At 44.8% G+C, this 24,191-nt stretch carries 27 protein-coding genes; 25 read left to right on the top strand and 2 right to left on the bottom strand.

The window, feature by feature from the left end:
* Window positions 1-483 precede the first annotated feature (483 nt).
* From EJA10_RS19200 to rsmI, 10 genes are all read left to right on the top strand, one after another.
* Window positions 484-687, top strand: coding sequence for a sigma factor G inhibitor Gin (locus tag EJA10_RS19200; protein WP_125481647.1), 204 nt, complete (start codon window positions 484-486; stop codon window positions 685-687).
* An 86-nt stretch (window positions 688-773) separates the two neighbouring features.
* Window positions 774-2,201: an aminotransferase class I/II-fold pyridoxal phosphate-dependent enzyme gene (locus tag EJA10_RS19195; RefSeq protein ID WP_125481646.1), complete on the top strand. Its 1,428-nt coding sequence runs from the start codon at window positions 774-776 to the stop codon at window positions 2,199-2,201.
* Entirely contained in the window at window positions 2,202-2,834 is a 633-nt protein-coding gene (gene tmk / locus EJA10_RS19190) for a dTMP kinase (RefSeq protein WP_125481645.1), read from the top strand. It abuts the gene before it with no gap.
* Between the two features lie 283 nt (window positions 2,835-3,117).
* The gene (locus EJA10_RS19185; RefSeq protein WP_023613337.1) at window positions 3,118-3,447 is read left to right on the top strand and encodes a cyclic-di-AMP receptor; all 330 of its coding nucleotides are present in this window, start codon (window positions 3,118-3,120) and stop codon (window positions 3,445-3,447) included.
* A gap of 27 nt (window positions 3,448-3,474) precedes the next feature.
* Window positions 3,475-3,915: a YaaR family protein gene (locus EJA10_RS19180; RefSeq protein ID WP_125481644.1), complete on the top strand. Its 441-nt coding sequence runs from the start codon at window positions 3,475-3,477 to the stop codon at window positions 3,913-3,915.
* 13 nt (window positions 3,916-3,928) lie between these two features.
* A complete protein-coding gene (holB, locus tag EJA10_RS19175; protein WP_125481643.1) occupies window positions 3,929-4,936 on the top strand; it encodes a DNA polymerase III subunit delta' in 1,008 nt (335 codons plus the stop codon).
* A complete protein-coding gene (locus EJA10_RS19170) occupies window positions 4,929-5,759 on the top strand; it encodes a PSP1 domain-containing protein (protein ID WP_125481642.1) in 831 nt (276 codons plus the stop codon). The genes holB and EJA10_RS19170 overlap by 8 nt, the downstream gene beginning before the upstream one ends.
* A gap of 13 nt (window positions 5,760-5,772) precedes the next feature.
* Window positions 5,773-6,147 carry a DNA replication initiation control protein YabA gene (yabA, locus tag EJA10_RS19165; protein ID WP_125481641.1) on the top strand — a complete coding sequence of 125 codons (375 nt, stop codon included), beginning with the start codon at window positions 5,773-5,775 and terminating at the stop codon, window positions 6,145-6,147.
* A 63-nt stretch (window positions 6,148-6,210) separates the two neighbouring features.
* Window positions 6,211-6,954 (top strand): tRNA1(Val) (adenine(37)-N6)-methyltransferase, encoded by a 744-nt coding sequence (locus EJA10_RS19160; RefSeq protein WP_125481640.1) that lies wholly within the window; start codon window positions 6,211-6,213, stop codon window positions 6,952-6,954.
* Window positions 6,955-6,978: 24 nt separating this feature from the next.
* Complete coding sequence (gene rsmI / locus EJA10_RS19155; protein ID WP_125481639.1) at window positions 6,979-7,860, top strand: 16S rRNA (cytidine(1402)-2'-O)-methyltransferase; 882 nt, start codon at window positions 6,979-6,981, stop codon at window positions 7,858-7,860.
* Window positions 7,861-8,108: 248 nt separating this feature from the next.
* On the opposite strand, the gene EJA10_RS19145 is transcribed toward rsmI, so the two are convergent.
* A complete protein-coding gene (locus EJA10_RS19145) occupies window positions 8,109-8,396 on the bottom strand; it encodes a transition state genes transcriptional regulator AbrB (RefSeq protein WP_125481637.1) in 288 nt (95 codons plus the stop codon).
* A gap of 704 nt (window positions 8,397-9,100) precedes the next feature.
* On the opposite strand from EJA10_RS19145, the gene metG reads away from it, so the two are divergent.
* From metG to spoVG, 12 genes are all read left to right on the top strand, one after another.
* Window positions 9,101-11,053 (top strand): methionine--tRNA ligase, encoded by a 1,953-nt coding sequence (metG, locus tag EJA10_RS19140; protein ID WP_125481636.1) that lies wholly within the window; start codon window positions 9,101-9,103, stop codon window positions 11,051-11,053.
* Window positions 11,054-11,309: 256 nt separating this feature from the next.
* A complete protein-coding gene (locus EJA10_RS19135) occupies window positions 11,310-12,077 on the top strand; it encodes a TatD family hydrolase (RefSeq protein WP_125481635.1) in 768 nt (255 codons plus the stop codon).
* A gap of 237 nt (window positions 12,078-12,314) precedes the next feature.
* Window positions 12,315-13,499, top strand: a complete 1,185-nt coding sequence (locus EJA10_RS19130; RefSeq protein ID WP_125481650.1) for a resuscitation-promoting factor — start codon at window positions 12,315-12,317, stop codon at window positions 13,497-13,499.
* 377 nt (window positions 13,500-13,876) lie between these two features.
* A complete protein-coding gene (gene rnmV / locus EJA10_RS19125) occupies window positions 13,877-14,437 on the top strand; it encodes a ribonuclease M5 (RefSeq protein WP_125481634.1) in 561 nt (186 codons plus the stop codon).
* Window positions 14,430-15,308: a 16S rRNA (adenine(1518)-N(6)/adenine(1519)-N(6))-dimethyltransferase RsmA gene (rsmA, locus tag EJA10_RS19120; RefSeq protein ID WP_125481633.1), complete on the top strand. Its 879-nt coding sequence runs from the start codon at window positions 14,430-14,432 to the stop codon at window positions 15,306-15,308. Before rnmV ends, rsmA begins: the two co-directional genes overlap by 8 nt.
* A 230-nt stretch (window positions 15,309-15,538) precedes the next feature.
* The gene (yabG, locus tag EJA10_RS19115; RefSeq protein ID WP_125481649.1) at window positions 15,539-16,417 is read left to right on the top strand and encodes a sporulation peptidase YabG; all 879 of its coding nucleotides are present in this window, start codon (window positions 15,539-15,541) and stop codon (window positions 16,415-16,417) included.
* 201 nt (window positions 16,418-16,618) lie between these two features.
* Window positions 16,619-16,882 (top strand): biofilm formation stimulator Veg, encoded by a 264-nt coding sequence (veg, locus tag EJA10_RS19110; RefSeq protein ID WP_125481632.1) that lies wholly within the window; start codon window positions 16,619-16,621, stop codon window positions 16,880-16,882.
* A 156-nt stretch (window positions 16,883-17,038) separates the two neighbouring features.
* On the top strand, window positions 17,039-17,218 hold the full coding sequence (locus EJA10_RS19105) for a small, acid-soluble spore protein, alpha/beta type (protein ID WP_125481631.1): 180 nt from the start codon (window positions 17,039-17,041) through the stop codon (window positions 17,216-17,218).
* Window positions 17,219-17,519: 301 nt separating this feature from the next.
* Window positions 17,520-18,389 carry a 4-(cytidine 5'-diphospho)-2-C-methyl-D-erythritol kinase gene (gene ispE / locus EJA10_RS19100; protein WP_125481630.1) on the top strand — a complete coding sequence of 290 codons (870 nt, stop codon included), beginning with the start codon at window positions 17,520-17,522 and terminating at the stop codon, window positions 18,387-18,389.
* A gap of 55 nt (window positions 18,390-18,444) precedes the next feature.
* On the top strand, window positions 18,445-19,269 hold the full coding sequence (purR, locus tag EJA10_RS19095; RefSeq protein WP_125481629.1) for a pur operon repressor: 825 nt from the start codon (window positions 18,445-18,447) through the stop codon (window positions 19,267-19,269).
* Window positions 19,270-19,294: 25 nt separating this feature from the next.
* Window positions 19,295-19,669, top strand: a complete 375-nt coding sequence (locus EJA10_RS19090; RefSeq protein ID WP_125481628.1) for a RidA family protein — start codon at window positions 19,295-19,297, stop codon at window positions 19,667-19,669.
* 547 nt (window positions 19,670-20,216) lie between these two features.
* Window positions 20,217-20,507: a septation regulator SpoVG gene (spoVG, locus tag EJA10_RS19080; protein WP_023613316.1), complete on the top strand. Its 291-nt coding sequence runs from the start codon at window positions 20,217-20,219 to the stop codon at window positions 20,505-20,507.
* 161 nt (window positions 20,508-20,668) lie between these two features.
* Here spoVG and EJA10_RS23530 read toward each other — a convergent pair whose 3' ends face one another.
* Complete coding sequence (locus tag EJA10_RS23530; protein ID WP_170169191.1) at window positions 20,669-20,806, bottom strand: hypothetical protein; 138 nt, start codon at window positions 20,804-20,806, stop codon at window positions 20,669-20,671.
* Between the two features lie 165 nt (window positions 20,807-20,971).
* On the opposite strand from EJA10_RS23530, the gene glmU reads away from it, so the two are divergent.
* The 3 genes from glmU (at window position 20,972) to EJA10_RS19065 (ending at window position 24,109) form a co-directional block, all read left to right on the top strand.
* Window positions 20,972-22,345 carry a bifunctional UDP-N-acetylglucosamine diphosphorylase/glucosamine-1-phosphate N-acetyltransferase GlmU gene (gene glmU / locus EJA10_RS19075; protein WP_125481627.1) on the top strand — a complete coding sequence of 458 codons (1,374 nt, stop codon included), beginning with the start codon at window positions 20,972-20,974 and terminating at the stop codon, window positions 22,343-22,345.
* Between the two features lie 16 nt (window positions 22,346-22,361).
* Window positions 22,362-23,318, top strand: a complete 957-nt coding sequence (locus EJA10_RS19070; RefSeq protein WP_125481626.1) for a ribose-phosphate diphosphokinase — start codon at window positions 22,362-22,364, stop codon at window positions 23,316-23,318.
* A 155-nt stretch (window positions 23,319-23,473) separates the two neighbouring features.
* Window positions 23,474-24,109, top strand: a complete 636-nt coding sequence (locus EJA10_RS19065; RefSeq protein WP_125481625.1) for a 50S ribosomal protein L25/general stress protein Ctc — start codon at window positions 23,474-23,476, stop codon at window positions 24,107-24,109.
* Window positions 24,110-24,191: the final 82 nt, after the last annotated feature.

Below are 24,191 nucleotides of genomic sequence, written 5' to 3'. Positions count from 1 at the left end.
TTTCCCCCTGTGAGAGTAGGACGCCGCCGGGCACCAAAAAGGACAGCTGTTATGGCTGTCCTTTTTTTTATGTGTAGGATTCTCTACTCAGGTTCTCAGAGTTTTTCTGGCATAAGTTCTAGATGAGTGAGTTGATCGATATATCCGCAGATGTGGTTGATAAAATTAGTAATCAAGCAATAAAATCAAAGCTGAGCTTCTAAAATCCATATTACCCAGCAAGATTTTATCTATATTAAGCAAAAAAACGTGCCCTGCGCCTTCAAAAGTAGTTCCCCAGCCTCCATTTCAATTAAAACACAAGAACCGTCCCTCTGTTTTCCCTGCAGAAAATAATAAACCAACCTAAATTGTTGTAAGACATACAAGGAAATTGAATGTCAATCATAAAATATAAAACAATTAAACTTTTGAAAATATTATTCGGAAAATTGTATACAAAGTCGGGTTCCTGGCAACAATAGGTGTACGGAGGTGGAGGATTTGGGTTCGCTTTTAGCAAGGAAACAGGTTGGGGAGACATGTGTGATTTGCGAACAGACGAAAAGTGCTGGCATACACCTGTATACTTCTTTTATTTGCACGGACTGTGAGAGCATCATGATCAAGACAGATACGAGTGATCCTAAATATAAATATTACGTGGAGAAGTTAAGGAAAGTGACGAAACCAGGCATTTACAGTTAAAAGCTCAAATTTGAGCTTTTATTTTTTTTGCTAACGAACAGTGTTAGAATAGATTAGTATGAATTTAAATTTGTTAAGGTGAGACTATGGATCAATCGAAAACACCTTTGTACAGCCAGTTGGTCAACCACCATGGAAAAAAGCCTATATCGTTTCATGTTCCTGGGCATAAGTATGGTGATGTCTATCCAAATGAGGGACAGGCTTTCTTTAAAGATGTCTTAAAACTGGATGCGACAGAAATTACTGGATTGGATGACCTTCATTCTCCGGAGGGTGTTATTTTAGAAGCTGAGAATCTTCTTGCGGAGTTGTACAATACCAATAAGAGCTTTTTATTAATAAATGGGTCAACTGTAGGAAACCTGGCGATGATCCTTTCTGCCATTGATGAAGGAGACCGTGTACTGGTGCAGCGGAACTCCCATAAATCAGTCATGAATGCGCTCAAATTGGCCAAAGCCAATCCGGTATGGGTCAGCCCTGAATACAATCAGGAATACGGTGCAGCAGCGGGCCTAAGTACCGAGGCAGTGGATGAGGCTTTAAGACAATTTCCCGATGCCAAAGCCATTATTTTAACGTATCCTAATTATTATGGATTGACGTACGACCTGAAGGGAATTATTGATTTGGCACACCAACATGATATTCCTGTTCTTGTGGATGAGGCCCATGGTGTCCATTTTATTGCCGGGGATTATTTCCCGCCATCCGCAGTCGAGCTAGGAGCGGATGTTGTCGTGCAGTCCGCACATAAGACTTTGCCGGCGATGACGATGGGAGCTTATCTCCATCATCAGACGAACCGGGTGCCATTGAGTAAGCTGCAATTTTATTTGCAGGCGCTCCAGTCAAGCAGCCCTTCCTATCCGCTGATGGCGTCCCTTGATTTGGCACGCAGTTATCTGGGTACATATAAAGACGAAGATGTTTCGTATCTGCGGGATGAGATTGAATCATTCCGCCAAAGGATTGACCAATTGGATACGATAAAAATACTTAAGGCGGATGACCCGCTGAAAATGACCATCCAGGCAAAAGGATTGTCAGGGTTCGAACTTCAAAGGCTGCTTGAGGATAAGGGCATTTTTACCGAGTTAGCCGATCCTTATAATGTACTGTTCGTACTTTCTTTATTAAAAAAGGGAATGGTACATGATTTGCGGGAGGCAGCGGAAAGAATCGCAGAGGCATCAGCCAGCATCCCTAATGGAATGAATCAGCCTGAATACAGGCAAATGAATAAAAAGGTGACCACTTTAGCAGTAGGCTATAAGGAAATGGACAGCCTGCAAACAGAATTTGTTTCGCTGGACTTCTCAGTGGGAAGAATTTGTGCAGAATCAATCATTCCATATCCTCCAGGTATTCCGCTATGCCTGCCAGGGGAATTGGTGTCAGATGATGATGTCCACGTCATTCAATATTTGAGAAATAAACAAGCAAAAATCCAGGGCGGCGAGAAGTTGCATGCTGGTGAAATAAAAGTGTATAAGAGTTGGGGGATTTAAATGGAGAACGGAATATTCATCACGATCGAAGGCCCGGATGGCTCGGGTAAGACGACGATCATTCAGATGCTGGCCGCGAATCTTGTGAATGAAGGATTCGAAGTGGTTGCCACCCGTGAGCCGGGCGGTATCGAGATTGCCGAGCAAATCAGGAAAGTCATCCTCGATCCGGAAAATACAGCAATGGATCCACGGACAGAGGCCTTGCTATACGCAGCAGCGAGAAGGCAGCATCTTGCGGAAAAAGTGAAACCTGCTCTTGAAAAGGGCAAAATCATTCTATGTGACCGTTTCGTTGACAGTTCACTAGCTTACCAGGGATTTGCCCGCGGGCTGGGCATTGACGAGGTTTACTCGATCAATCAATTTGCAATTGAGGATATGATGCCTAAACTGACTCTGTATTTTGATGTTGCCCCTGAAGTCGGCCTTGAAAGAATCAATAAAAATAAAGGGCGCGAAGTCAATCGTCTCGACCTGGAAAAGCTTGAATTTCACCAGAAAGTACGTGAGGGATATCTCATCCTGTCAAATAGGTTTTCGGACAGGATTGTTCAGATCGATGCTTCCAAAGACCTGGAGACCGTATACAACCAAGCCGAAGCCAAAATTAAAGAGTTATTGAATAAATAAATGAGTCAACAAAAACAAGCCTTGTTCTCCGTCAGGCTTGTTTTTTAACATCAAGAATTTCCTTGGAATTACAACTAAACACTTATGTTAACGCATCGTTCATATGCAATTGATCATTAATCAGTTCAAGTCCAAAGATTCCTGAATATTTCTGGCTGGAAGGCAATGGAATTTTACGTTTATATCATGTGTTGTCCCAGGAATCCTGTTATAATAAGGATACAAACGTTACGGAAGCAAACGACATGATAATAAAATTAAAATATTACTAGGGGGTAAATGAATGAAGTTAATTTTAGCCGTGGTCCAGGACCAGGACAGCAATCGTCTGTCCAATGCATTGGTAGACCATAATTTCCGCGCGACAAAAATGGCCAGTACAGGTGGTTTCTTAAAATCAGGTAATACCACTTTTATCATAGGAACAGAAGACATCAGGGTAGAAAAGGCACTTGAAGTCATCAGGGATAACTGTAAATCACGTGATCAGCTTGTGGCACCGGTTTCGCCAATGGGCGGGAATGCGGATTCGTATGTTCCTTACCCGGTGGAAGTCGAGGTTGGCGGAGCGACTGTGTTTGTCTTGCCTGTTGAACAGTTTCACCAATTTTAACGGGAAAGCCCGGAGGTTTAGCAAGAGATGAAGATTAATCAGGATTTACGCCTTAATATGGATAAAGTACGCCAGGATCAAAAACAGCAGCCAGGGGGCGGAATCAAGTTCAATGAGCTTGTCCAAAAGCAGGAACACAAATTGCAGCTCGGGCAGCTTCAGCAATTAATGAAGGAAGTCGAGTCTGCCGGTGAGAGGCTTGCCCGGTCCCGGACGTTCAAGGACCTGGCAAAGTTCAAGACGCTGGTCAAACAGTTTGTAAAAGAAACGGTCAGCTTTGGAATGGAGCTCAAGCATTCGCACAGCTGGAACCAGTATGGAGAAGGCCGCTCGCTGAAGCTCGTCGAGACGATCGATGAAAAGTTGGTTGAACTGACGGAAGAGTTAATGAATGACAAGGATGAACAGATCGATATCCTCGGGAGAATCGGGGAAATCAAAGGCCTGTTGATCAATTTATATACGTAAGTGAGTGATTCCATTGGCAAAGACATGGGACGAGCTGGAGGGACTTCAGCAGAATGTTCTGAAGATGATTAAAAACAGCATCCTGAAAAATCGAATCGCCCATGCGTATTTGTTTGAGGGTATGAGGGGAACGGGCAAAAAGGAGATGAGTCTTCTGCTTGCCAAGAGCATTAACTGCCTGGATCCTATAGAAGGCTTTAAGCCTTGTGAAGCCTGCTTGAACTGCAGAAGGATCAACCATGGCAACCACCCGGATATTCATCTTGTCGAACCGGATGGCATGTCGATCAAGAAGGGACAGATCCAGCAGCTGCAGGAGGAATTCTCGAAAACCGGGGTGGAGTCGAAGAACAAGCTGTATACCATCGTCCATGCAGATCGGATGACGACCAATGCGGCGAACAGTCTGCTCAAGTTTCTTGAGGAACCGCATCCGGGTACGGTGGCGGTGCTGATTACCGAGCAGTCACAGAAAATGCTCCCGACCATATTATCGAGATGCCAGCTGATCAATTTTACGCCATTATCTCCCAAAAATATGGCAGAGCAATTGGTCGCAAACGGGATCCAGCCGCAACTGGCACCGCTGTTGGCACAGCTTACGAATAATTTGGAAGAAGCTTTAGAGATAAGTCATGATGATTGGTTTGCACAAGCACAAAAAATAGTGTTAAAATTATATGAAGTGCTGAAAAAGAATTCCCTTGAAGCTATGGTCACGCTTCAGGAAAACTGGTTTACGCACTTCAAAGAGAAAGAACAGATTGACAGAGGTTTGGATTTATTACTTCTTATTTTTAAGGATTTATTATACATTCAGCTTGGCAAGAAGGACCAGGTTGTATATCTAAACGAAAGCTCACGTTTAGAACAGTTTGCATTACAGACATCCGGACGGCGTCTTACCGAACAAATGGCAGCCATTCTGGAGGCGAAGAGGAAGCTGCATGCCAATATGAATCCCCAGCTGCTCATGGAAGAGCTGGTGTTAAAATTGCAGGAGGGATCTACACTTGTATGATGTAGTAGGTGTCCGCTTTAAAAAGGCGGGAAAGATTTATTATTTTGATCCCGGAGATCTCTCAATTCAAAAGGACGAATTCGTCATTGTCGAAACTGTAAGGGGCGTTGAGTACGGAAGAGTGGTAACTCCCCGTAAACAGGTCGGCGAAAAGGATGTAGTCCTGCCTCTGAAAAAGGTAGTCAGAATTGCAGATCAGAAGGATCGCCTTATTGTCGAGGAGAACAAAACAGCTGCAAAGGAAGCGTACGATGTTTGCAGTGAAAAAGTGAATGAACATCAGCTAGATATGAAGCTTGTTGATGTTGAATATACATTTGACCGCAATAAAGTCATTTTTTACTTCACGGCTGACGGCCGCGTCGATTTCCGGGAACTGGTCAAGGATTTGGCCTCGATTTTCCGGACAAGGATCGAGCTTCGCCAGATTGGTGTCAGGGATGAAGCGAAAATGCTTGGCGGCATAGGACCATGCGGCAGAATGCTTTGCTGCTCCACGTTCCTGGGAGACTTTGATCCAGTTTCAATCAAGATGGCCAAGGATCAGAACCTCTCGCTTAATCCAACAAAGATTTCAGGCCTATGCGGCAGGCTGATGTGCTGTTTGAAATACGAGAACGATGAGTATGAAACAGCGAAGGAACAGCTGCCAGATCTGGGTGAAATGATTGTGACCCCTGATGGTCCTGGAAAGGTTGTCGGATTGAACATCCTGGAACGAGTCATGCAAGTCGATGTAGCCGGCCAGGAACGCGTGCTGGAATACACACTTGAGGAAATACAGGAAGCAGGAGCTGTATCGTTGCAATCATCCACAGATTAATGAGGTGGAACAGGTGGATAAAAAAGATATTTTTGACTCAGTAAGTAATATGGAATCGCAGATTGGTGATCTATACCGTCAGCTTGGTGAGTTAAAACAGCATTTGGCAGAAATTCTAGAAGAGAATAACGCTTTAAAGCTGGAAAATGAGCATTTAAGACGCCGTCTGGATCAAACCATCGTTGGTAAAAAGGATCCAAACATTAAGAAAAGCGGTAAGGGGAAAAGCAATCAGGAACAGGGCGATCGGAATGTAGTCGACATCGGTGAAGGCTACGATAACCTTGCCCGCCTGTATCAGGAAGGTTTTCACATCTGCAACCTGCATTTTGGCAGCCCGCGGAAAGAAGATTGCCTGTTCTGCCTGTCCTTTCTTAATAAAAAATAATTGGCAGCCTTCCTTAATAGGGAAGGCTATTTTTATAAGGCTTCAATGTTGGAGGATTTACATATGGTTAATTTACGTAAAGATGAACGATTGGATTATTTGCTGGCAGAGGATTTACGGATCATCCAGAGTCCGAATGTGTTTTCTTTCTCCCTGGATGCTGTCCTGATTGCACGGTTTGTATGGGTGCCAATCCAAAAGGGGCGGATTGTCGACCTGTGCAGCGGCAATGGTGTGATTCCGCTGTTTTTAAGCGCGAGGACAAAAGGGGAAATCACCGGAGTGGAAATCCAGGAGCGGCTGTATGATATGGCTGTCCGCAGCATTGAATACAATGAGCTTGGCGAACGGCTGAAGATGGTTCATGGAGACCTCAAGGATGCACCTAAACAGCTCGGATATGAGAAATATGATGTCGTTACCTGCAACCCGCCTTATTTTCCGACCCCCTCAAGAGAAGAAATCAATGCGAATGAACACTTGGCGATTGCACGTCATGAAATCCTTTGCACGCTGGAGGATGCGGTTAAGTCATCGAGCCAGCTTGTGAAGCAGGGAGGCAAGGTCGCATTTGTCCACCGTCCCGGAAGGCTGATTGATATTATAGAAATAATGCGGAAATACAGGCTGGAACCGAAAAGGATCCAGTTTGTCTATCCTAAGGCCGGGAAGGAAGCGAACACCTTGCTCGTAGAGGCAATCAAGGATGGAAGTCCGGACCTTAAAATTCTCGAGCCATTGATTGTCTATGATGAGAACAATGAGTATACCCCGGTTGTGAAAGAGATGCTTTATGGAAGCAAATAAGCGAAGAGGAACGGGTGGTTTTTAATGCAGCAGCAAAAGAGCTTTGAACGGGAAGAGGAAAAAGGGATCCTGTATCTGGTTCCGACGCCGATCGGGAATCTCGAGGACATGACCTTCAGGGCACTCCGGATCATGAAGGAAGCGGACTTGATTGCAGCAGAAGATACGCGAAATACGAAAAAACTTTGCAATTACTTTGAGATTGAAACGCCCATCACCAGCTACCACGAGCATAATAAGGAAAGCAGCGGCCATAAGTTGATCGAGAGAATCAGAGAAGGGGCCAAAGTGGCGCTTGTGAGTGATGCCGGAATGCCGACCATTTCCGACCCGGGTACCGAACTGGTGGCAGAAGCAATTGCTGAGGGCCTGACTGTTGTTCCGCTGCCAGGGGCCAATGCCGCCCTGACTGCATTGATTGCTTCTGGCATCGTGCCGCAACCCTTCTATTATTATGGATTCCTCCAGAGAGGAAAAAAGGATAAAAAGAAGGAACTTGAGCAGCTGGCAAAGCAAACAGCAACCATTGTCCTTTATGAATCCCCCCACCGGCTTAAGGAAACGCTGTCCGTCATGCTAGATACACTTGGTGACCGAAGAATCGTCCTTTGCCGTGAACTGACAAAGAAATATGAAGAATTTCTTAGGGGAACGATTTCTGAGGCACTGGCATGGACAGAAGCGGAAGAAGTCCGCGGCGAATTTGTCTTGATCATGGAAGGAGCCTCAGCAGATTCCATTGTTGAAGAAGAGAACCAATGGTGGGAACAATTAAGCCTGAATGAGCATGTCGAACATTACATTTCAAAAGAACAAATGAACTCCAAGGACGCAATCAAACAAACAGCAAAAGACAGAGGCATGCAAAAGCGGGAAGTATACCAGGCGTATCATATAGATGAATAAAATAGTTTAATTTTAGGATTAAATCATATATTTAAACCTGAGTTGATTGGAGTGGAAGGCACGAGACTCCTGCGGGATAAGATGGACAGGTGAGACCCCGCAGGAGCGAATAGCGACGAGGAGGCTCACCGCCATCCCCGCGGAAAGCGAAGTGACTGAAACGGAAAATCAACGGCCAAATTTTAATAAAAGTAAAGAGGGTGCCCAAAAGTATGAATATCTTTGGGCACCCTCTTTACTATTGTTATTTATGCTTTTACAGGCTCGAAGTTACCTTGAATTTCTTTAAGAAGTTGTTCTGCACCTTCACGGCTAAGGATTAGCTTGCCGCCTGCCAATGTGATGTTGTTGTCAGAAACTTCACCAGTGATGTGGCAAGTCATGTTAGGCTTGTACTTCTTAAGAATGATGCGATCGTCATCAACATAAATTTCCAATGCATCCTTTTCAGCAATTCCAAGAGTCCTTCTTAGTTCGATTGGAATAACCACGCGGCCAAGTTCATCAACTTTACGTACAATACCAGTAGATTTCATAATTAATAATCTCCTCTCATTTTCCCATCTATTAATTCGTCATTATTCGACATAATTCTCTTATTGGTTTTATAATACCAGCGATTCCAATAACCGTCAATTAAATTATTTTTCTTTTATTAACAAATTTTAACACACTGTGCAAACCTTTTCATATCAACGTTTGGAGAATGTAAGCTCTACATAAAATGAGATTTGGCGGGGATTGTTGTTTTTGGTGGGGGAAGAAAAATATTATTGCCTGTATAATATCACTCGCAAAATTCGACAAAATTCTACAATGGCTTTCGACAAAATGTCACAAGTTTGTCATATTTATAACCAAAGGGACTTTATTTTGTAATCGGGTATATTCATCCAGCACAAATGGCAATGATTTTATTAGACTTTTTTCCTTTTAATGATCCTTCCTATCAGACTTCTAACTTTATGTCAGGGCAGGACTGTATGGTAGGTTTTATAAGTGAAGTTTTCTGTTAAAGCTTATCATCGTTTCCCTAATGACAAAATTCGTCAACTTTCTGGGAAATACGTCGGTAGTTCGAGATATTTTTAAAAAAAATGAACATGACAGAGAAAATAATGTCGAATATCTGCAAGGACAGGTGATTTGACTCAGCAAAAGTGTTAGGAAACCGGAGGCATTAGCTGGTATAATATCTACTATTAGAATGAACTAGCAGTTTTAGTTAAGGAGGATCTTCATGGAAGAGAAACTGAAAACCTTTTATCTCACAACCCCGATTTATTACCCAAGCGGCAATCTCCATATCGGACACGCTTATACGACAGTAGCTGGCGATGCGATGGCTCGCTATAAAAGACTGCGCGGCTATGATGTCATGTATTTGACAGGCACGGATGAGCACGGTCAAAAGATCCAGCGCAATGCCGAGGCAAAAGGCATCACGCCGCAGCAATATGTTGATGAAATCGTCGAAGGCATCCAGGAGCTTTGGGGCAAACTGGATATTTCCTACAACGACTTTATCCGTACGACCCAGGACCGCCACAAGCAGATTGTCGAGAAGATTTTTGCTCAGCTTCTGGAGCAGGGTGATATCTATCTGGATCAATACGAAGGCTGGTACTGTACTCCATGCGAATCCTTCTATACGGACAGGCAGCTTGAAGACGGGAATTGCCCTGATTGCGGACGTCCTGTCGAAAAAGTGAAGGAAGAATCTTATTTCTTTAAAATGAGCAAATACGCAGACAGGCTTCTGAAGTATTATGAAGAGAACTCAGAGTTCATTCAGCCTGAATCGCGCAAAAATGAAATGATCAACAACTTCATTAAGCCAGGACTTGAAGATTTGGCGGTCTCCCGTACGACATTCGACTGGGGCGTCAAGGTTCCTGGGGATCCAAAACATGTCATATATGTCTGGATCGATGCATTGTCCAACTATATTACTGCCCTAGGCTATGGAACAGATGACGATTCAAAGTATCTGAACTACTGGCCGGCAGATGTCCATTTAGTAGGGAAAGAAATCGTCCGTTTCCATACGATTTACTGGCCGATCATGCTAATGGCCCTGGACCTTCCGCTTCCGAAAAAAGTGTTCGCCCACGGCTGGCTTTTAATGAAGGACGGAAAAATGTCTAAATCCAAAGGAAACGTGGTCGATCCGGTTACATTGATTGATCGCTACGGACTGGATGCACTTCGCTACTATCTGCTTCGTGAAGTTCCATTCGGATCTGATGGCGTATTCACTCCAGAAGGCTTTGTCGAAAGAATCAATTTTGACCTCGCAAATGACCTTGGAAACTTGTTGAACAGAACAGTTGCCATGATCAATAAGTATTTTGACGGAGAGATTCCTGCTTACAATGGATCTGAAGGAGAATTTGAAAAGCAGCTGCTTGCAGTGAACAACGAAAGTGTACAGAAGTACGAAGACGCTATGGAGAAAATGGAGTTTTCCGTCGCGCTGACTTCTGTTTGGCAGTTGATCAGCCGCTGCAATAAATATATTGATGAAACACAGCCTTGGGTGCTGGCGAAGGATGAAGAACAAAAAGGGGCACTTGGAAATGTCATGGTTCACCTTGCTGAGTCCTTGAGAAGAGTAGCTGTCCTTCTTAAGCCATTCCTGACGAGGACTCCTGAGAAAATTTTTGCTCAGCTGAATGTTTCTTTTGAGGCGCTTCAATCATGGGATAGCCTTGAGGCATTCGGACAGCTTCCGGCAGGAACGAAGGTTGTGCAGGGAGAGCCAATCTTCCCTCGTCTGGACCTGAAGGAAGAGGTTGAGTTCATCAAGGAGAAAATGCAGGGTTCTGCTCCGGCAGCAGCTCCTGTCGAAGAGAAACCTGAACAGCAAGAAGAAATCACGATTGATGATTTCATGAAGGTAGAGCTTAGAGTAGCGGAAGTCATTCACGCTGAGCCGGTAAAAAAGGCAGATAAGCTGCTCAAGCTTCAATTGAACCTTGGCTATGAAAAGCGCCAGGTTGTCTCAGGCATCGCAAAGTATTACAAGCCTGAAGACCTTATCGGGAAAAAGGTAATCTGCGTGACGAACCTGAAGCCGGTAAAGCTTCGCGGAGAGCTTTCCGAAGGCATGATCCTTGCCGGGGAAAAAGATGGAGTCATGTCGCTGGCGTCAGTCGACGATTCACTGTCTGTCGGTGCGAAAGTAAAATAAGTAAATTTGGCAAACCTGGAAATGTTCCATGTGTAACTTTTCCAGGTTTTTTCCTGTCTTAAAGGTGTATTCTAATCCCGACAACTGTCGGGTTTTTGATAAATAATAACGAAAAATTTGACCTTCGCAGCGTAAAAAAGTTATGATATCGTCAAATCTTTATCACAATTTTTAGAACAAATCTGCCCGACTATACAGGACGATGAAGGATACGGGTAGAATTAAAGCTGTAATCGGTCTGAAAAGGAGTCTGGAAATGCTTTTTGATACACACGTACATTTGAACGCAGAACAATTCAATGAAGATCTCCAGGAAGTGATAGACCGGGCAAAATCAGAAGGCGTTTCAAATATGGTTGTCGTCGGGTTTGATGAAATCACCATCAAAAAAGCGATCGAGCTTGCAGAAACCCATGAATTTCTGTATGCAAGTGTCGGCTGGCATCCGGTTGATGCCATTGATATGACCCAGGAACACCTTGATTGGCTCAAGGAGCTGGCAAGCCATCCAAAGGTCGTCGCGCTCGGTGAAATGGGCCTCGATTATTATTGGGACAAATCGCCGAAGGAGATCCAAAAAGAGGTTTTTCGCAAGCAAATCAGCCTGGCCAAAGAAGTGAATCTGCCCATAATCATACATAATCGTGACGCGACAGCAGACATAGTTGAGATTTTAAAGGAAGAGAATGCCGGGGAAGTGGGCGGGATCATGCACTGCTTCAGCGGCAGTGTCGAGACTGCGCTTGAGTGCATTGAGATGAACTTTTATATCTCGCTTGGGGGGCCGGTTACCTTCAAGAATGCGAAAAAGCCAAAAGAAGTAGCAGAAGCGATTCCATTGGATCGCCTGCTGGTAGAAACGGATTGTCCATATTTGACTCCGCATCCATATCGCGGAAAACGGAACGAACCTGCCTATGTAAAATTGGTAGCCGAACAAGTTGCAGAACTGAAAGGGTTAACTCTTGAGGAGGTTGCAGACGCAACAGCCCAAAATGCAAAAAAATTATTCGGCATAAAGTGATAAGGAATGTTGTCGATTTATCAGCAAGGTTGTCCAAACTTTTTGTGATTCTAAAAAGTTCTACATGTCTCTCTTGCGACATAGGATAACCGTGTCGATAACTCTTGCTTTTCTTTTTATGGAGCATCTTGCATAATAGGGATTACGTTTGGCAGGGGTGTCTGGGTTGACAAGTCGGCAACAATATCTTTATAATCACTCCGAGAAGAGGAGGCGTTTTTCATCGTGATTAATAGTATGAAAAACCTGTTTTCCAAGACTTTGAGTAAGAAGAAGCTGGTGATTTTTTCTGCTAGTTTCCTAGTTTTTGCTGCTGCACTTGGGTTCTTCATGTATGAAGGGACCAAAAAGACAGTTGCATTGACGCTGGATGGCGAGGAAAGAGTCATTAAAACGCATGCTAGTACAATCCAGGATTTATTTAATGATCTCAATATTTCATTGCGCTCAGAGGATTATTTATCGCTGGCGGCAAACACGGAAGTCAAGAACAATCTGTCAGTCGTGTGGAAGCCCGCAAAACAGGTAGAGGTAATACAGGATCAGGAAAAGAAAACGTATTGGACAGCAGCCGATACGGTAGAAGACTTCCTGAAGGAGCAAAATATCGTTATAAATGAGCACGACAAGTTAAACCTTAACCCAGACGCTAAGTTGAAAAAAGACATGAAGATTGCCATTCAAAGAGCTTTCCCGCTTAAGCTTGTGGTAGGCGGAAAAGAGCAAGACGTATGGTCGACTTCGACTACGGTCGCTGACTTTTTATCACAACAAGGAATCACACTGAACGATATGGACCGTGTTGAACCAGAACTAAAGCAGACAGTCACAAAAGATGACGTGATTAATGTCATTCGAGTTGAAAAAGTCACCGATGTAGTGGAAGAACCAATTAACTTTGCAGTCGTCACGAAAAAAGACAACAACCTGGAAAAAGGGAAACAGAAGGTCGTAACAGAAGGCCAGCAAGGCTTGCTATCCAAGGAGTTTGAAGTCATCCTGGAGAACGGCAAGGAAGTATCAAGAAAGCTGGTCAGCGAAAAGAAAATGAAAGAAAAACAGGATAAAGTCGTGGCAATGGGTACGAAGGTCATTGTGGCCCAAGTATCCCGTGGAACGAGCGAACCGGCAGGGAAGGAAATTTATGTTTCTTCAACCGCTTATACAGCGCACTGCAATGGCTGCTCCGGCTACACAGCTACTGGAATTAACTTGAGGGCAAACCCGAACATCAAGGTGATCGCCGTCGATCCACGTGTCATTCCATTAGGAACAAAAGTTTATGTGGAAGGCTACGGATATGCGATTGCAGCCGATAAGGGTTCTGCTATAAAAGGCAACAAGATCGATGTCTTTTTTGCCTCAAAAGCGGACGCGTACCGCTGGGGCCGTAAACAAGTAAAAATCAAAATCCTAAATTAATTCATGGATGCAGGGGAACCTTCCTCTGCATTTTTGTTTTTTCATTTTAGGTTTAAGGTATAATAGTAAAAGCATAATCGCTTAAAAAACTTAACACTTATATAGACGATTATATTTCAAAAATGTTTCATTTATTTCATAAGATTTTTTTATTTTTTTTTGAGCTTTATTAAATTTAACTGTTGATTTGCGCTCCAGGCGCTTCGCTTTCCGCGGGGCTGTCGATGAGCCTCCTCGTCGCTATTCGCTCCTGCGGGGTCTCATCTATCCAGCTGATCCCGCTGGAGTCTTCGCGCCTTCCACTACAATCAACAAGGTATTAAATCATTGTTACTTTTTTAAAATATAATCGTCATAGCTCATTGCTTGGAGGAATCATGAAGATTAAAGAGATTATCGTCGTCGAGGGCAAGGATGATACAACAGCGATCAGGCGTGCTGTCGATGCGGATACGATTGAAACGAATGGATCGGCGATCAATGCAGATACGATTGAGCAAATTCGCAATGCCCAGGAGAAGCGCGGGGTCATTGTTTTTACCGATCCGGACTTCCCGGGGGAAAAGATTCGTAACACGATTGCTGAGAAAATACCGGGCTGTAAGCATGCGTTCATCCCGAAGGAGCTGGCGAAGCCGAAGTCGGGAAGGGGGCTTGGCGTGGAGCATGCTTCTCCTGAGGTGATTCGCGAGGCCTTGAGGGATGCTCAGGTTATGGATGCAGCGGCCGAAGAAGAGATCACTCAGGAGGATTTGCTGGTTGCCGGATTGATCGGCGGTCCAGGAGCCAAGGAAAGACGGGAAAAACTCGGCAGGCTGCTGAAGATTGGCTATACGAACGGGAAACAGCTGCATAAGCGCTTGATGATGTTTCAGGTGAAAAGACAGGATTTCGCGGACGCACTTGCGGAAATCCTCAAGGAGGAACAAGATGCATAAGGATATTGCTACCCCGGTTAGAACGAGGGAAATACTTGATAAATACGGGTTTTCTTTTAAAAAGAGCCTGGGACAGAACTTTTTGATCGACACAAATATTTTGAACAGGATCGTTGACCATGCAGAGCTCACAGAGCGAAGCGGCGCGATTGAAATCGGTCCAGGGATCGGAGCGCTGACCGAACAGCTTGCAAAAAGAGCAGAAAAGGTCGTTGCTTTTGAGATTGACCAGCGGTTGCTGCCCATCCTGGAGGATACACTTTCCCCGTATCAGAATATTAAGGTCATCCATAGTGATGTACTCAAAGCAGATGTACAAGCAGTTGTAGAGCAGGAATTTGCCAGCCTTGAAGATGTCATGGTCGTTGCCAATCTGCCTTACTATGTAACGACACCGATCTTAATGAAACTGCTTGAGGAGAGGCTGCCGATCAGAGGGATTGTCTGCATGCTGCAAAAAGAGGTGGGAGACCGCATTTCCGCCAAGCCAGGCACGAAGGAATATGGTTCTTTGTCGATTGCTGTGCAGTACTACACAAGGGCTGAAACAGTCATGATCGTTCCAAAGACTGTGTTCATGCCGCAGCCGAACGTCGATTCTGCCGTCATCAGGCTGACATTGCATGACGAACCCCCAGTCAAGGTGAAAGATGAACAATTCTTCTTCCAGGTGACCAGATCAAGCTTTGCACAGCGAAGAAAGACAATCCTCAATAACCTGACAAGCCAGCTGCCTGATGGGAAACAGAAGAAGGAAGACATCCTCGCTGCACTCCAGCAGGCAGACATTCAGGAATCACGCCGCGGAGAAACGTTGACAATCCAGGAATTCGCCCGCCTGAGCGACGCATTATATCCATACTTCCACTAAGTCCGGTGATCCGGGCTTTTTTTTTGCGCAATTATTGCCCAATGTTAAAAAAAAGAACCCTGTCCACCGTAGAGTGAGACGTTGGAACTCTGCGGGAAAGTGAAGCACCTGAATATCAACAGACCGCTAAGCTCCCGCTTCCAAAACGCACATGTCTATAGGTATTTGCATAATTTATGAAAGAAAACCATTTAGCGCAGCCTGTGTGCGGGGCAATTGGAGTGAGGATGATGAATATTAACCTCATGGATATCGTCGGCAGGGTTTCATATCAATGCGATATTATGTTCCGGGTTATCGATATCAGAGAGAGATATGGCAAGAAAATTGCGATACTATACGGTGAGGATTTCCGGCTGATTGCGGATGCGCCCTATGAAGATTTGATTAAAATCGATCCAAATATGCGCATGAGGCTGACGGAGGAATTCCGTTCACTTGAAGAACAATCATATAAGCTTTTTAGGCAGGATGTTGACCTGCTTCAGCAGAAGCATGAATACGAAGCAACTGAGGGATACAGTAAATCGTATAACTATTTTCAGATGCCGGGAAAGGTTCTCCATATCGATGGAGATCCCAACTATTTAAAAAAATGCCTGACCCTTTATGAGAAAGTCGGCGTTCCTGTTTATGGGGTACACTGCAATGAAAAGGAAATGCCAGATAAGGTCGGCGTGCTGCTTGATTATTACAGGCCGGATATCCTGGTCATCACAGGGCATGATGCCTATTCAAAGTCAAAGGGAAGCATGGATGACCTGAACGCGTACCGTCACTCAAAGCACTTCGTCCAGACAGTCAGGGAGGCGCGCAAGAGGATTCCCCATTTGGATCAGCTGGTGATCTTTGCTGGTGCCTGCCAGTCCCATTTTGAATCACTGATCCATGCAGGAGCCAATTTCGCCAGCTCCCCATCCAGAGTCAATATCCATGCTCTGGACCCAGTCTATATTGTCGCTAAAATCAGCTTCACACCGTTCATGGAGCGGATCAACGTCTGGGATGTACTGCGGAATACACTGACTGGGGAAAAAGGGCTTGGAGGCATAGAGACAAAAGGCGTATTAAGGACAGGAATGCCATATAATAAAACCTCGCCGGACTGAGCACAACCACAGTCCGGTATTTTTTATGAAAAAGGCGTACATATTTTAGCACATTAAAGGCCACTCTAAAATTGTTGAAATTTAGAAGAAAAAGAAGACGGAAATATATTGACTTTTATTTTTAGGTACTGTTATAATTTATGTTTTTGTTTGACAAAAGTAGTGTCAGCGTGATATACTTTACATAGTGAGGTGGACCGAATGCCAAAAACATTATCGGATATCAAAAAAGCACTTGATTCAAACTTAGGAAAAAGACTCTTGCTAAAGGCCAACGGTGGACGCAGGAAGACGATTGAACGTTCCGGCGTTTTAGCGGAAACTTATCCTTCAGTTTTCGTCATTGAGCTTGATCAGGATGAAAATGCTTTTGAACGTGTTTCGTACAGCTACGCAGATGTTTTGACTGAAACAGTGGAAATTACCTTCTTTGAAGATACAACAGGATCAATGGCTTTGAGCTAATTTCTGCTCAAATGCGGTACAGGCAGTGGACTTTCGGGTTGGCTGCTTTTTATTTTGCCCAAAATAAGCTTCTCTCAGGATAAAATAGGTGCACATGAATTTTCCCGTTTCCAAAAATACTAAGAAAGCCGCGATGGAAAAAAGGAGATGATGGCATTGGGCAGAAGAAGAGGGATTATGTCTGACAGGTTGAAGGAAGAGCTAGCAAAAGAGCTTGGTTTCTACGATGTTGTCCAAAAGGAAGGCTGGGGCGGCATCAAAGCAAAGGACGCAGGCAATATGGTGAAGCGAGCGATCGAATTAGCCGAACAGCAGCTTGTGAACCAGAAACACTGATCCAGATAAACATTCTTTGAAACTGCCGATCAGCCGTTGTTTTATGGCTGTATCATTGTGAAATCAAAATCCATCGCGGTGCCGGGGCCTGTGCCTCGGCTCTTTTTTTATTTGTTTGCGGATTCGGTCAAGAGTGCCAACATACATAAACAACAGCATAATCTAATTCTTTGTGAAATTACTGTATTCGCCATTGTGCAAATGATAAAATAGAGGAATGTTTAGAGGAGGAGTCTTACTTTTATCTTTTTGTGGTAAAATAGGACAAAATATGGAATTCGTTTAAAAGTAGGTGGAAGTAGTGAAGGTTTTGGTGAAGGCGCCAGCGAAGATCAATTTGTCGCTTGATGTTCTGCATAAACGTCCGGACGGTTACCATGAGGTAGAGATGGTCATGACGACGATTGATTTGGCTGATCGCATTGAGCTTAGTTTGCTAGAGGAAGACAGGATAGTGATCCATTCCCATAATAGATTTGTCCCGGATGACCAGCGGAATCTTGCCTATCAGGCAGCCCATCTGTTAAAAGAGAGGTTCGGCGTGAAAAAGGGTGTGATTATCGGCATTGAGAAGACGATTCCGGTAGCAGCGGGTCTTGCGGGCGGCAGCAGCGATGCGGCTGCCACATTAAGGGGATTGAATAAGCTGTGGAATCTCGGCCTGTCATTGGACGAACTGGCTGTGCTCGGAGCGGAAATCGGCTCCGATGTTTCTTTCTGCGTATACGGCGGAACGGCGCTCGCTACGGGACGCGGGGAAATGATCAAGGAGCTCCCTGCTCCCCCGACTTGCTGGGTTGTGCTGGCGAAGCCTTTTATCGGTGTCTCGACCGCGGAGGTATATCGCCGCCTTAATGTTGAAAGAATCCAGCATCCGCCTACCACAGAGATGATATCCGCGATCGAGAAAGGGGACTTCACAGGAGTCTGCAACAGTGTCGGTAATGTGCTTGAAGATGTCACGCTTTCTCTGTATCCGGAAGTGGCGCAAATCAAGGACCAAATGAAACGATTTGGCGCAGACGCTGTTCTGATGAGCGGAAGCGGCCCTACGGTTTTCAGCCTGGTGGCTCATGATTCACGGATGCATCGAATTTACAACGGTTTACGTGGATTTTGTGACCAGGTATTTGCGGTCAGAATGCTGGGCGAACGCCATACTCTTGATTAAATCCGTATAATGGTGGTATATTAACCTTAAATATTCGGATTTTGGAGGTTCTGGAATGAAATTTCGACGCAGCGAGCGTTTGATTGATATGACGACTTATTTACTGGAACATCCTCGTCAATTGGTGCCGTTGACTTATTTTGCGGAGAAATATGGTTCGGCGAAATCCTCGATCAGTGAAGATCTCGGAATCATCAAAGAAACATTCGAGCAAAGAGGAATCGGTGTTCTCCAGACGGTTCCGGGCGCCGCTGGCGGTGTCAGGTTCCATGTCAATGTCAGTGATGATAAGGCAAGGAAAGTAATTGATGAGCTATGTAAGGTGATGGCAAGTCCTGACCGTCTTCTTCCCGGCGGCTACCTTTATATGAATGACATCCTTGGCAATCCTGGGATTGTCCAGGAAGTCGGCAGGCTGCTGGCATCTGCGTTTGCGGCAAAGGACATCGAAGTGGTCATGACGGTAGCGACGAAAGGGATACCTGTTGCCTATGCAGTCGCGAGCTACCTGAATGTTCCTGTCGTGATTGTCAGAAGGGACAGCAAGGTAACAGAAGGCTCGACGGTCAGCATCAATTATGTCTCAGGGTCTTCTAAGCGGATCCAGACAATGGTGTTGTCAAAACGCAGTCTTGCAGTGGGCTCAAAAGTTTTAATTGTCGATGATTTCATGAAGGCTGGCGGCACCGTGAACGGCATGATCAATCTGCTTGAGGAATTTGATGCAGAATTGGCAGGAATCGCTGTTCTCGTCGAATCAGAAAACATCGAAGAACGTCTTGTTGATGAGTACCTCTCGCTTGTCCGCCTGTCGGATGTCGACTTGAAAGAACGGAAAATCACCGTGAGTGAAGGGAATTACTTTGCTCGCAAAGGATAATTGAAATTAATGGTGGGGTGACAATATGAAAACTGTACAGACGTCAAATGCACCTGCGGCAATCGGTCCTTATTCGCAGGGAATCGTAGTGAATAATCTATTCTACAGTTCAGGCCAGATTCCATTGACTCCAGAGGGGGTTATGGTTGAAGGGGATATCCAGGCACAGACACATCAGGTTTTCAAAAACTTGAAAGCTGTCCTTGAGGCTGCAGGAGCTTCGCTCGAGACAGTCGTTAAAGCAACGGTGTTCATCAAAAATATGGACGAATTTGCTCAGTTGAATGAAGTCTATGGCGAGTACTTCAGCGCGCATAAACCAGCCCGCTCAACAGTCGAAGTCGCAAGACTCCCAAAAGACGCCCTCGTCGAAATCGAAGTAGTAGCACTAGTAAAATAAAATCAAATTAAGAGGCAGCCAAAAGGTGATTGAAATGACCTTTGGACTGCCTCTTTTTTTGTTGTATCGTTTGAAAAAAGACGTTAGATAGTAATAGGTGAACGACTCTATCATAACTAAAAAAAAGCCAGTCTAGGTGATTGGAGCAGAAGGCGCGTAGACTCCAGCGGGATCAGCTGGACAGGTGAGACCCCGCAGACGCCGATGGCGGCGAGGAGACTCAGCGCCAGCCACGCGGAAAGCGAAGTGCCTGGAGCAGAAATCACCGTGTTATCACAATTCGGGATAAATAGGGTGAAGGCAGAACGTTCGATCCCCTATTTTGTTTTCATATAAAAACATTTTCCAAAGATATCTTTTCACAAGGTCAATAGCCAAAAAAGCCTATTTTTCAAGGTTGAATCCCCTTGATAAGGCTTTCAATAAGAAAATGTTCATAAAATTGCCCTATTTTTTCAAAAAAATTTTCTTGAGAAAGAAGGAGATTCCATTTCAGTGTGGAATTATTTAACTAGAATTTTATCTATTTGTAAAGGTGGTGAACAGAATGGAAGTAACTGACGTAAGATTACGCCGCGTTAATACAGATGGACGGATGAGAGCGATCGCTTCCATCACACTCGACAACGAGTTTGTTGTCCACGATATCAGGGTGATTGATGGAAACAACGGCCTATTTGTAGCAATGCCAAGTAAACGCACTCCAGATGGCGAGTTCCGTGATATCGCACATCCGATAAATTCGGGCACGCGCGGAAAAATCCAGGATGCAGTTTTGGCAGAATACCACCGCTTAGGTGAATTAGAAGTTGAATTCGAAGAAGCTGGCGCTTCCTAGAATATAGCCAAGTAAGTCATCAAGAGCCTGCTGCATAAGTAAGGCTCTTTTTTATTTCCCCTCTATGTCCGCGATTTAAACCAATCCTTAAAAAATTTTTCTCCGAGAAATTGTCCAGCTGCGGCTTCTAACTCCTCGAGACGCTTGTCCAGTGTCGCCTCCTAGAACTTCGAAACTTCAACTCCGCCGGCAGAAGCAAAAAGCGCTTCTTTGTCGGAGCCTCCAGTTTCTGCGTTTCTGAACAGTCGGCTGTACTTTTCGATTTCGGTCCTGCCAGTGAAGTCTAAGAACGACTTCACTGGCAGGCCTCCAGCGCTTTTCGGAGTTGGACAGTCGCCTCCGCTATTCTATTAATACTCTCCCCCCTAAATGACAAATAATTGTACTTGTTCTTCTATTCTTGAAATGGCCGGCTATTTAAGATATATTCGTAATGGATAAAAAGGTAAATTGGAGGCCTGCTAATGTCTAATCGTTATGCAATCATTCTAGCAGCCGGTCAGGGAACGAGAATGAAGTCCAAGCTTTACAAGGTACTTCACCCTGTATGCGGCAAGCCGATGGTTCAGCATGTTATTGACCAGGTGAAAAGTCTTAATATAAACGAAATCGTGACGATTGTCGGCCATGGTGCCGAAAAAGTCAAAGAGCAGCTGGGTGACAGCAGCCAATACGCCCTGCAGGCGGAACAGCTTGGAACTGCCCATGCAGTCCTTCAGGCTGAAGGTATGCTGGCGGATAAAGAAGGGGTTACCATCGTGGTCTGCGGTGACACACCGCTCATCAAAGCAGAAACAATGGAAGCTCTTTTCAAGCACCATGAAGAAACGAACGCAAAAGCGACCATCCTGACGGCAAGGGCTGATGACCCGACTGGCTATGGCCGGATCGTCCGGAACGAGGAAGGCTTCGTTGAGAAAATCGTTGAGCATAAGGATGCGACTGAACAGGAAAGAATGATCACAGAAATCAATACGGGTACGTATTGCTTCGACAATAAGATGCTGTTTGAGGCAATCCATAATGTATCCAATGACAATGTCCAGGGAGAATATTATCTTCCGGATGTCATTGAGATCATGAAGAACCAGGGGGAAATCGTCTCTGCTTATGTTACGGAAACCTTCGCGGAAACACTTGGTGTCAATGACCGCGTTGCCCTTGCGGAAGCGGAGCGCACCATGAAAAAGCGCATCAATGAGTTCCATATGCGCAATGGAGTTTCCATTATTGATCCAGATAACACCTATATTGGGCCGGACGTAAAAATTGGACAGGATACGGTCATTTTCCCAGGAACAATGATTTCTGGCAGCACCGTCATCGGCTCTGACTGCCAGCTTGGACCAAATAGTGAAATTAGTGAATGCGAGATTGGAAACAATACTGTTATCCGCCAGTCAGCGGCTTACAGCAGCAAAATTGGCTCTGAAGTCAATATTGGTCCATTCGCACACATCAGGCCTGATTCAGCGATCCACGATGAAGTGAAAATCGGCAATTTTGTCGAAATCAAAAAAGCTGTATTCGGAAAAGGAAGCAAAGCATCACACTTAAGCTATATCGGTGATGCTGAGGTTGGAGCAGATGTGAACATCGGCTGCGGTTCCATCACCGTCAACTATGATGGCAAAAACAAGTTTTTGACCAAGATTGAAGACGGTGTATTCATTGGCTGCAATTCGAATCTTGTTGCCCCTGTGACGATTGGAAAAGGCGCATATGTAGCTGCCGGGTCCACAATCACGGAAGATGTACCAGGTGAAGCACTTGCCCTTGCACGTGCACGACAAGTCAACAAAGAAGATTATGTAGGGAAAATGAACGTAAAGAAATAAGTCTTGGAGGTCCACAATGTCAAACCAGTATCTAGACCCAAATTTGAAGGTTTTTTCACTTAACTCGAATGTTGAACTTGCCCAGGAAATCGCTAAGGTCATCGGAGTAGAACTAGGAAAATGCTCCGTATCCCAATTTAGCGACGGAGAAATCCAAATTAACATCGAGGAAAGCATCCGTGGCTGTGACGTGTATGTCATCCAGTCTACAAGCTCTCCTGTAAATGAGAACATCATGGAATTGCTGATTATGATTGATGCCTTAAAGCGTGCGTCAGCTAAAACCATCAATATTGTTATGCCATACTATGGCTACGCCCGTCAGGATCGTAAAGCTCGTGCGCGTGAGCCAATCACAGCCAAGCTGGTAGCAAACCTGCTGGAGACAGCTGGAGCGACTCGCGTCATCACGCTTGATCTTCATGCACCGCAGATCCAAGGATTCTTTGATATTCCGATTGACCACTTAATGGGTGTGCCGATTCTTGCGGACCACTTCAAGAGCAAGGAATTGAACGGAGATGTAGTCATTGTATCTCCGGACCATGGCGGAGTGACACGCGCTAGGAAGATGGCAGAAAGACTAAAAGCGCCAATTGCTATTATCGATAAGCGCCGTCCGAAGCCGAATGTTGCAGAAGTCATGAACATCGTAGGTAACATTGAAGGCAAGGTAGCGATCTTAATTGATGATATCATTGACACTGCGGGTACGATCACGTTGGCAGCAAATGCATTAGTCGAAAATGGTGCACTTGAGGTATACGCATGCTGTACACATCCTGTATTGTCAGGACCTGCAATCGAGCGTATCCAAAACTCCAAGATTAAAGAACTGGTTGTGACAAATTCCATCGCGCTTGCGGAAGAGAAGCGTGTTGAAAAAATTCATCAGCTGTCTGTTGCTCCATTGATCGGGGAAGCGATCATCCGTGTCCACGAAGAGCAGTCTGTCAGCACTCTGTTTGATTGATTTTTAATTAGGAAAAACAGGCTTGCCATCCGGCAAGCCTTCTCCTGTTTCATCTGAGGACTGCCTGTCATCCAAAAAGTCGAACGTTTAGACCTTCCTGTTTTGGGGCATTTTTTATATAGACAAGACTTATCCAATAGGAAGGGGACAAAACCATGAGTGCAGTATTGAAAGCTAATGAACGCACAGGTTCTCAACGTTCTGCCTTAAGACAGCTTCGACAGGAGGGCAATATTCCTGCCGTGGTATATGGCAGGAATAAAGAAAGCCAATCCATTTATGTAAACGGAATTGAATTTGTGAAGACAATCCGTGAAAATGGCCGCAATGGTGTCATCTCGCTTGATATCAATGGAAACAAGCAGAATGTCATGCTGACGGACTATCATCAGGACCACGTCAAAAATGAAATCCTGCATGCTGATTTTCTCTTGGTAGACAAGAGTTCAAAAGTCAATGCCAGCGTCAGGGTTAACCTCGTTGGAGAGGCTGCAGGTGTTAAGGACGGCGGCGTGATGCAGCAGCCTGTACATGAAGTCAGCATTACGGCGACACCTGGAAGCATCCCGCAGTCCATTGATGTGGATGTTACGAATCTGCAAGTCGGGGAGAACCTGACACTTGCGGATATCAAAACAGGAAATTTCGAACTCAACGATGATGAAAACACGGTTTTAGTTTCCATCCTTCCTCCGAAGCAGGAAGAGGAAATCAACTCTGGAGAAGAACAAGAACCAGGTGAACCTGTAAATGAAGAAGGAAGAGAAACAGAAGCCAGCAAAGAAGAATAAAGCAGTAACAGACGTAGCCTGAAAGGGTTACGTCTTTTGCGGTTTTCATATAAGATAGAAAATAGAGAATTTGAGCTTTAGT

It is taken from the genome of Mesobacillus subterraneus (assembly GCF_003937825.1).
Taxonomy (GTDB): domain Bacteria; phylum Bacillota; class Bacilli; order Bacillales; family Cytobacillaceae; genus Mesobacillus; species Mesobacillus subterraneus.
This window is presented reverse-complemented; position numbering and strand designations above follow the sequence as displayed.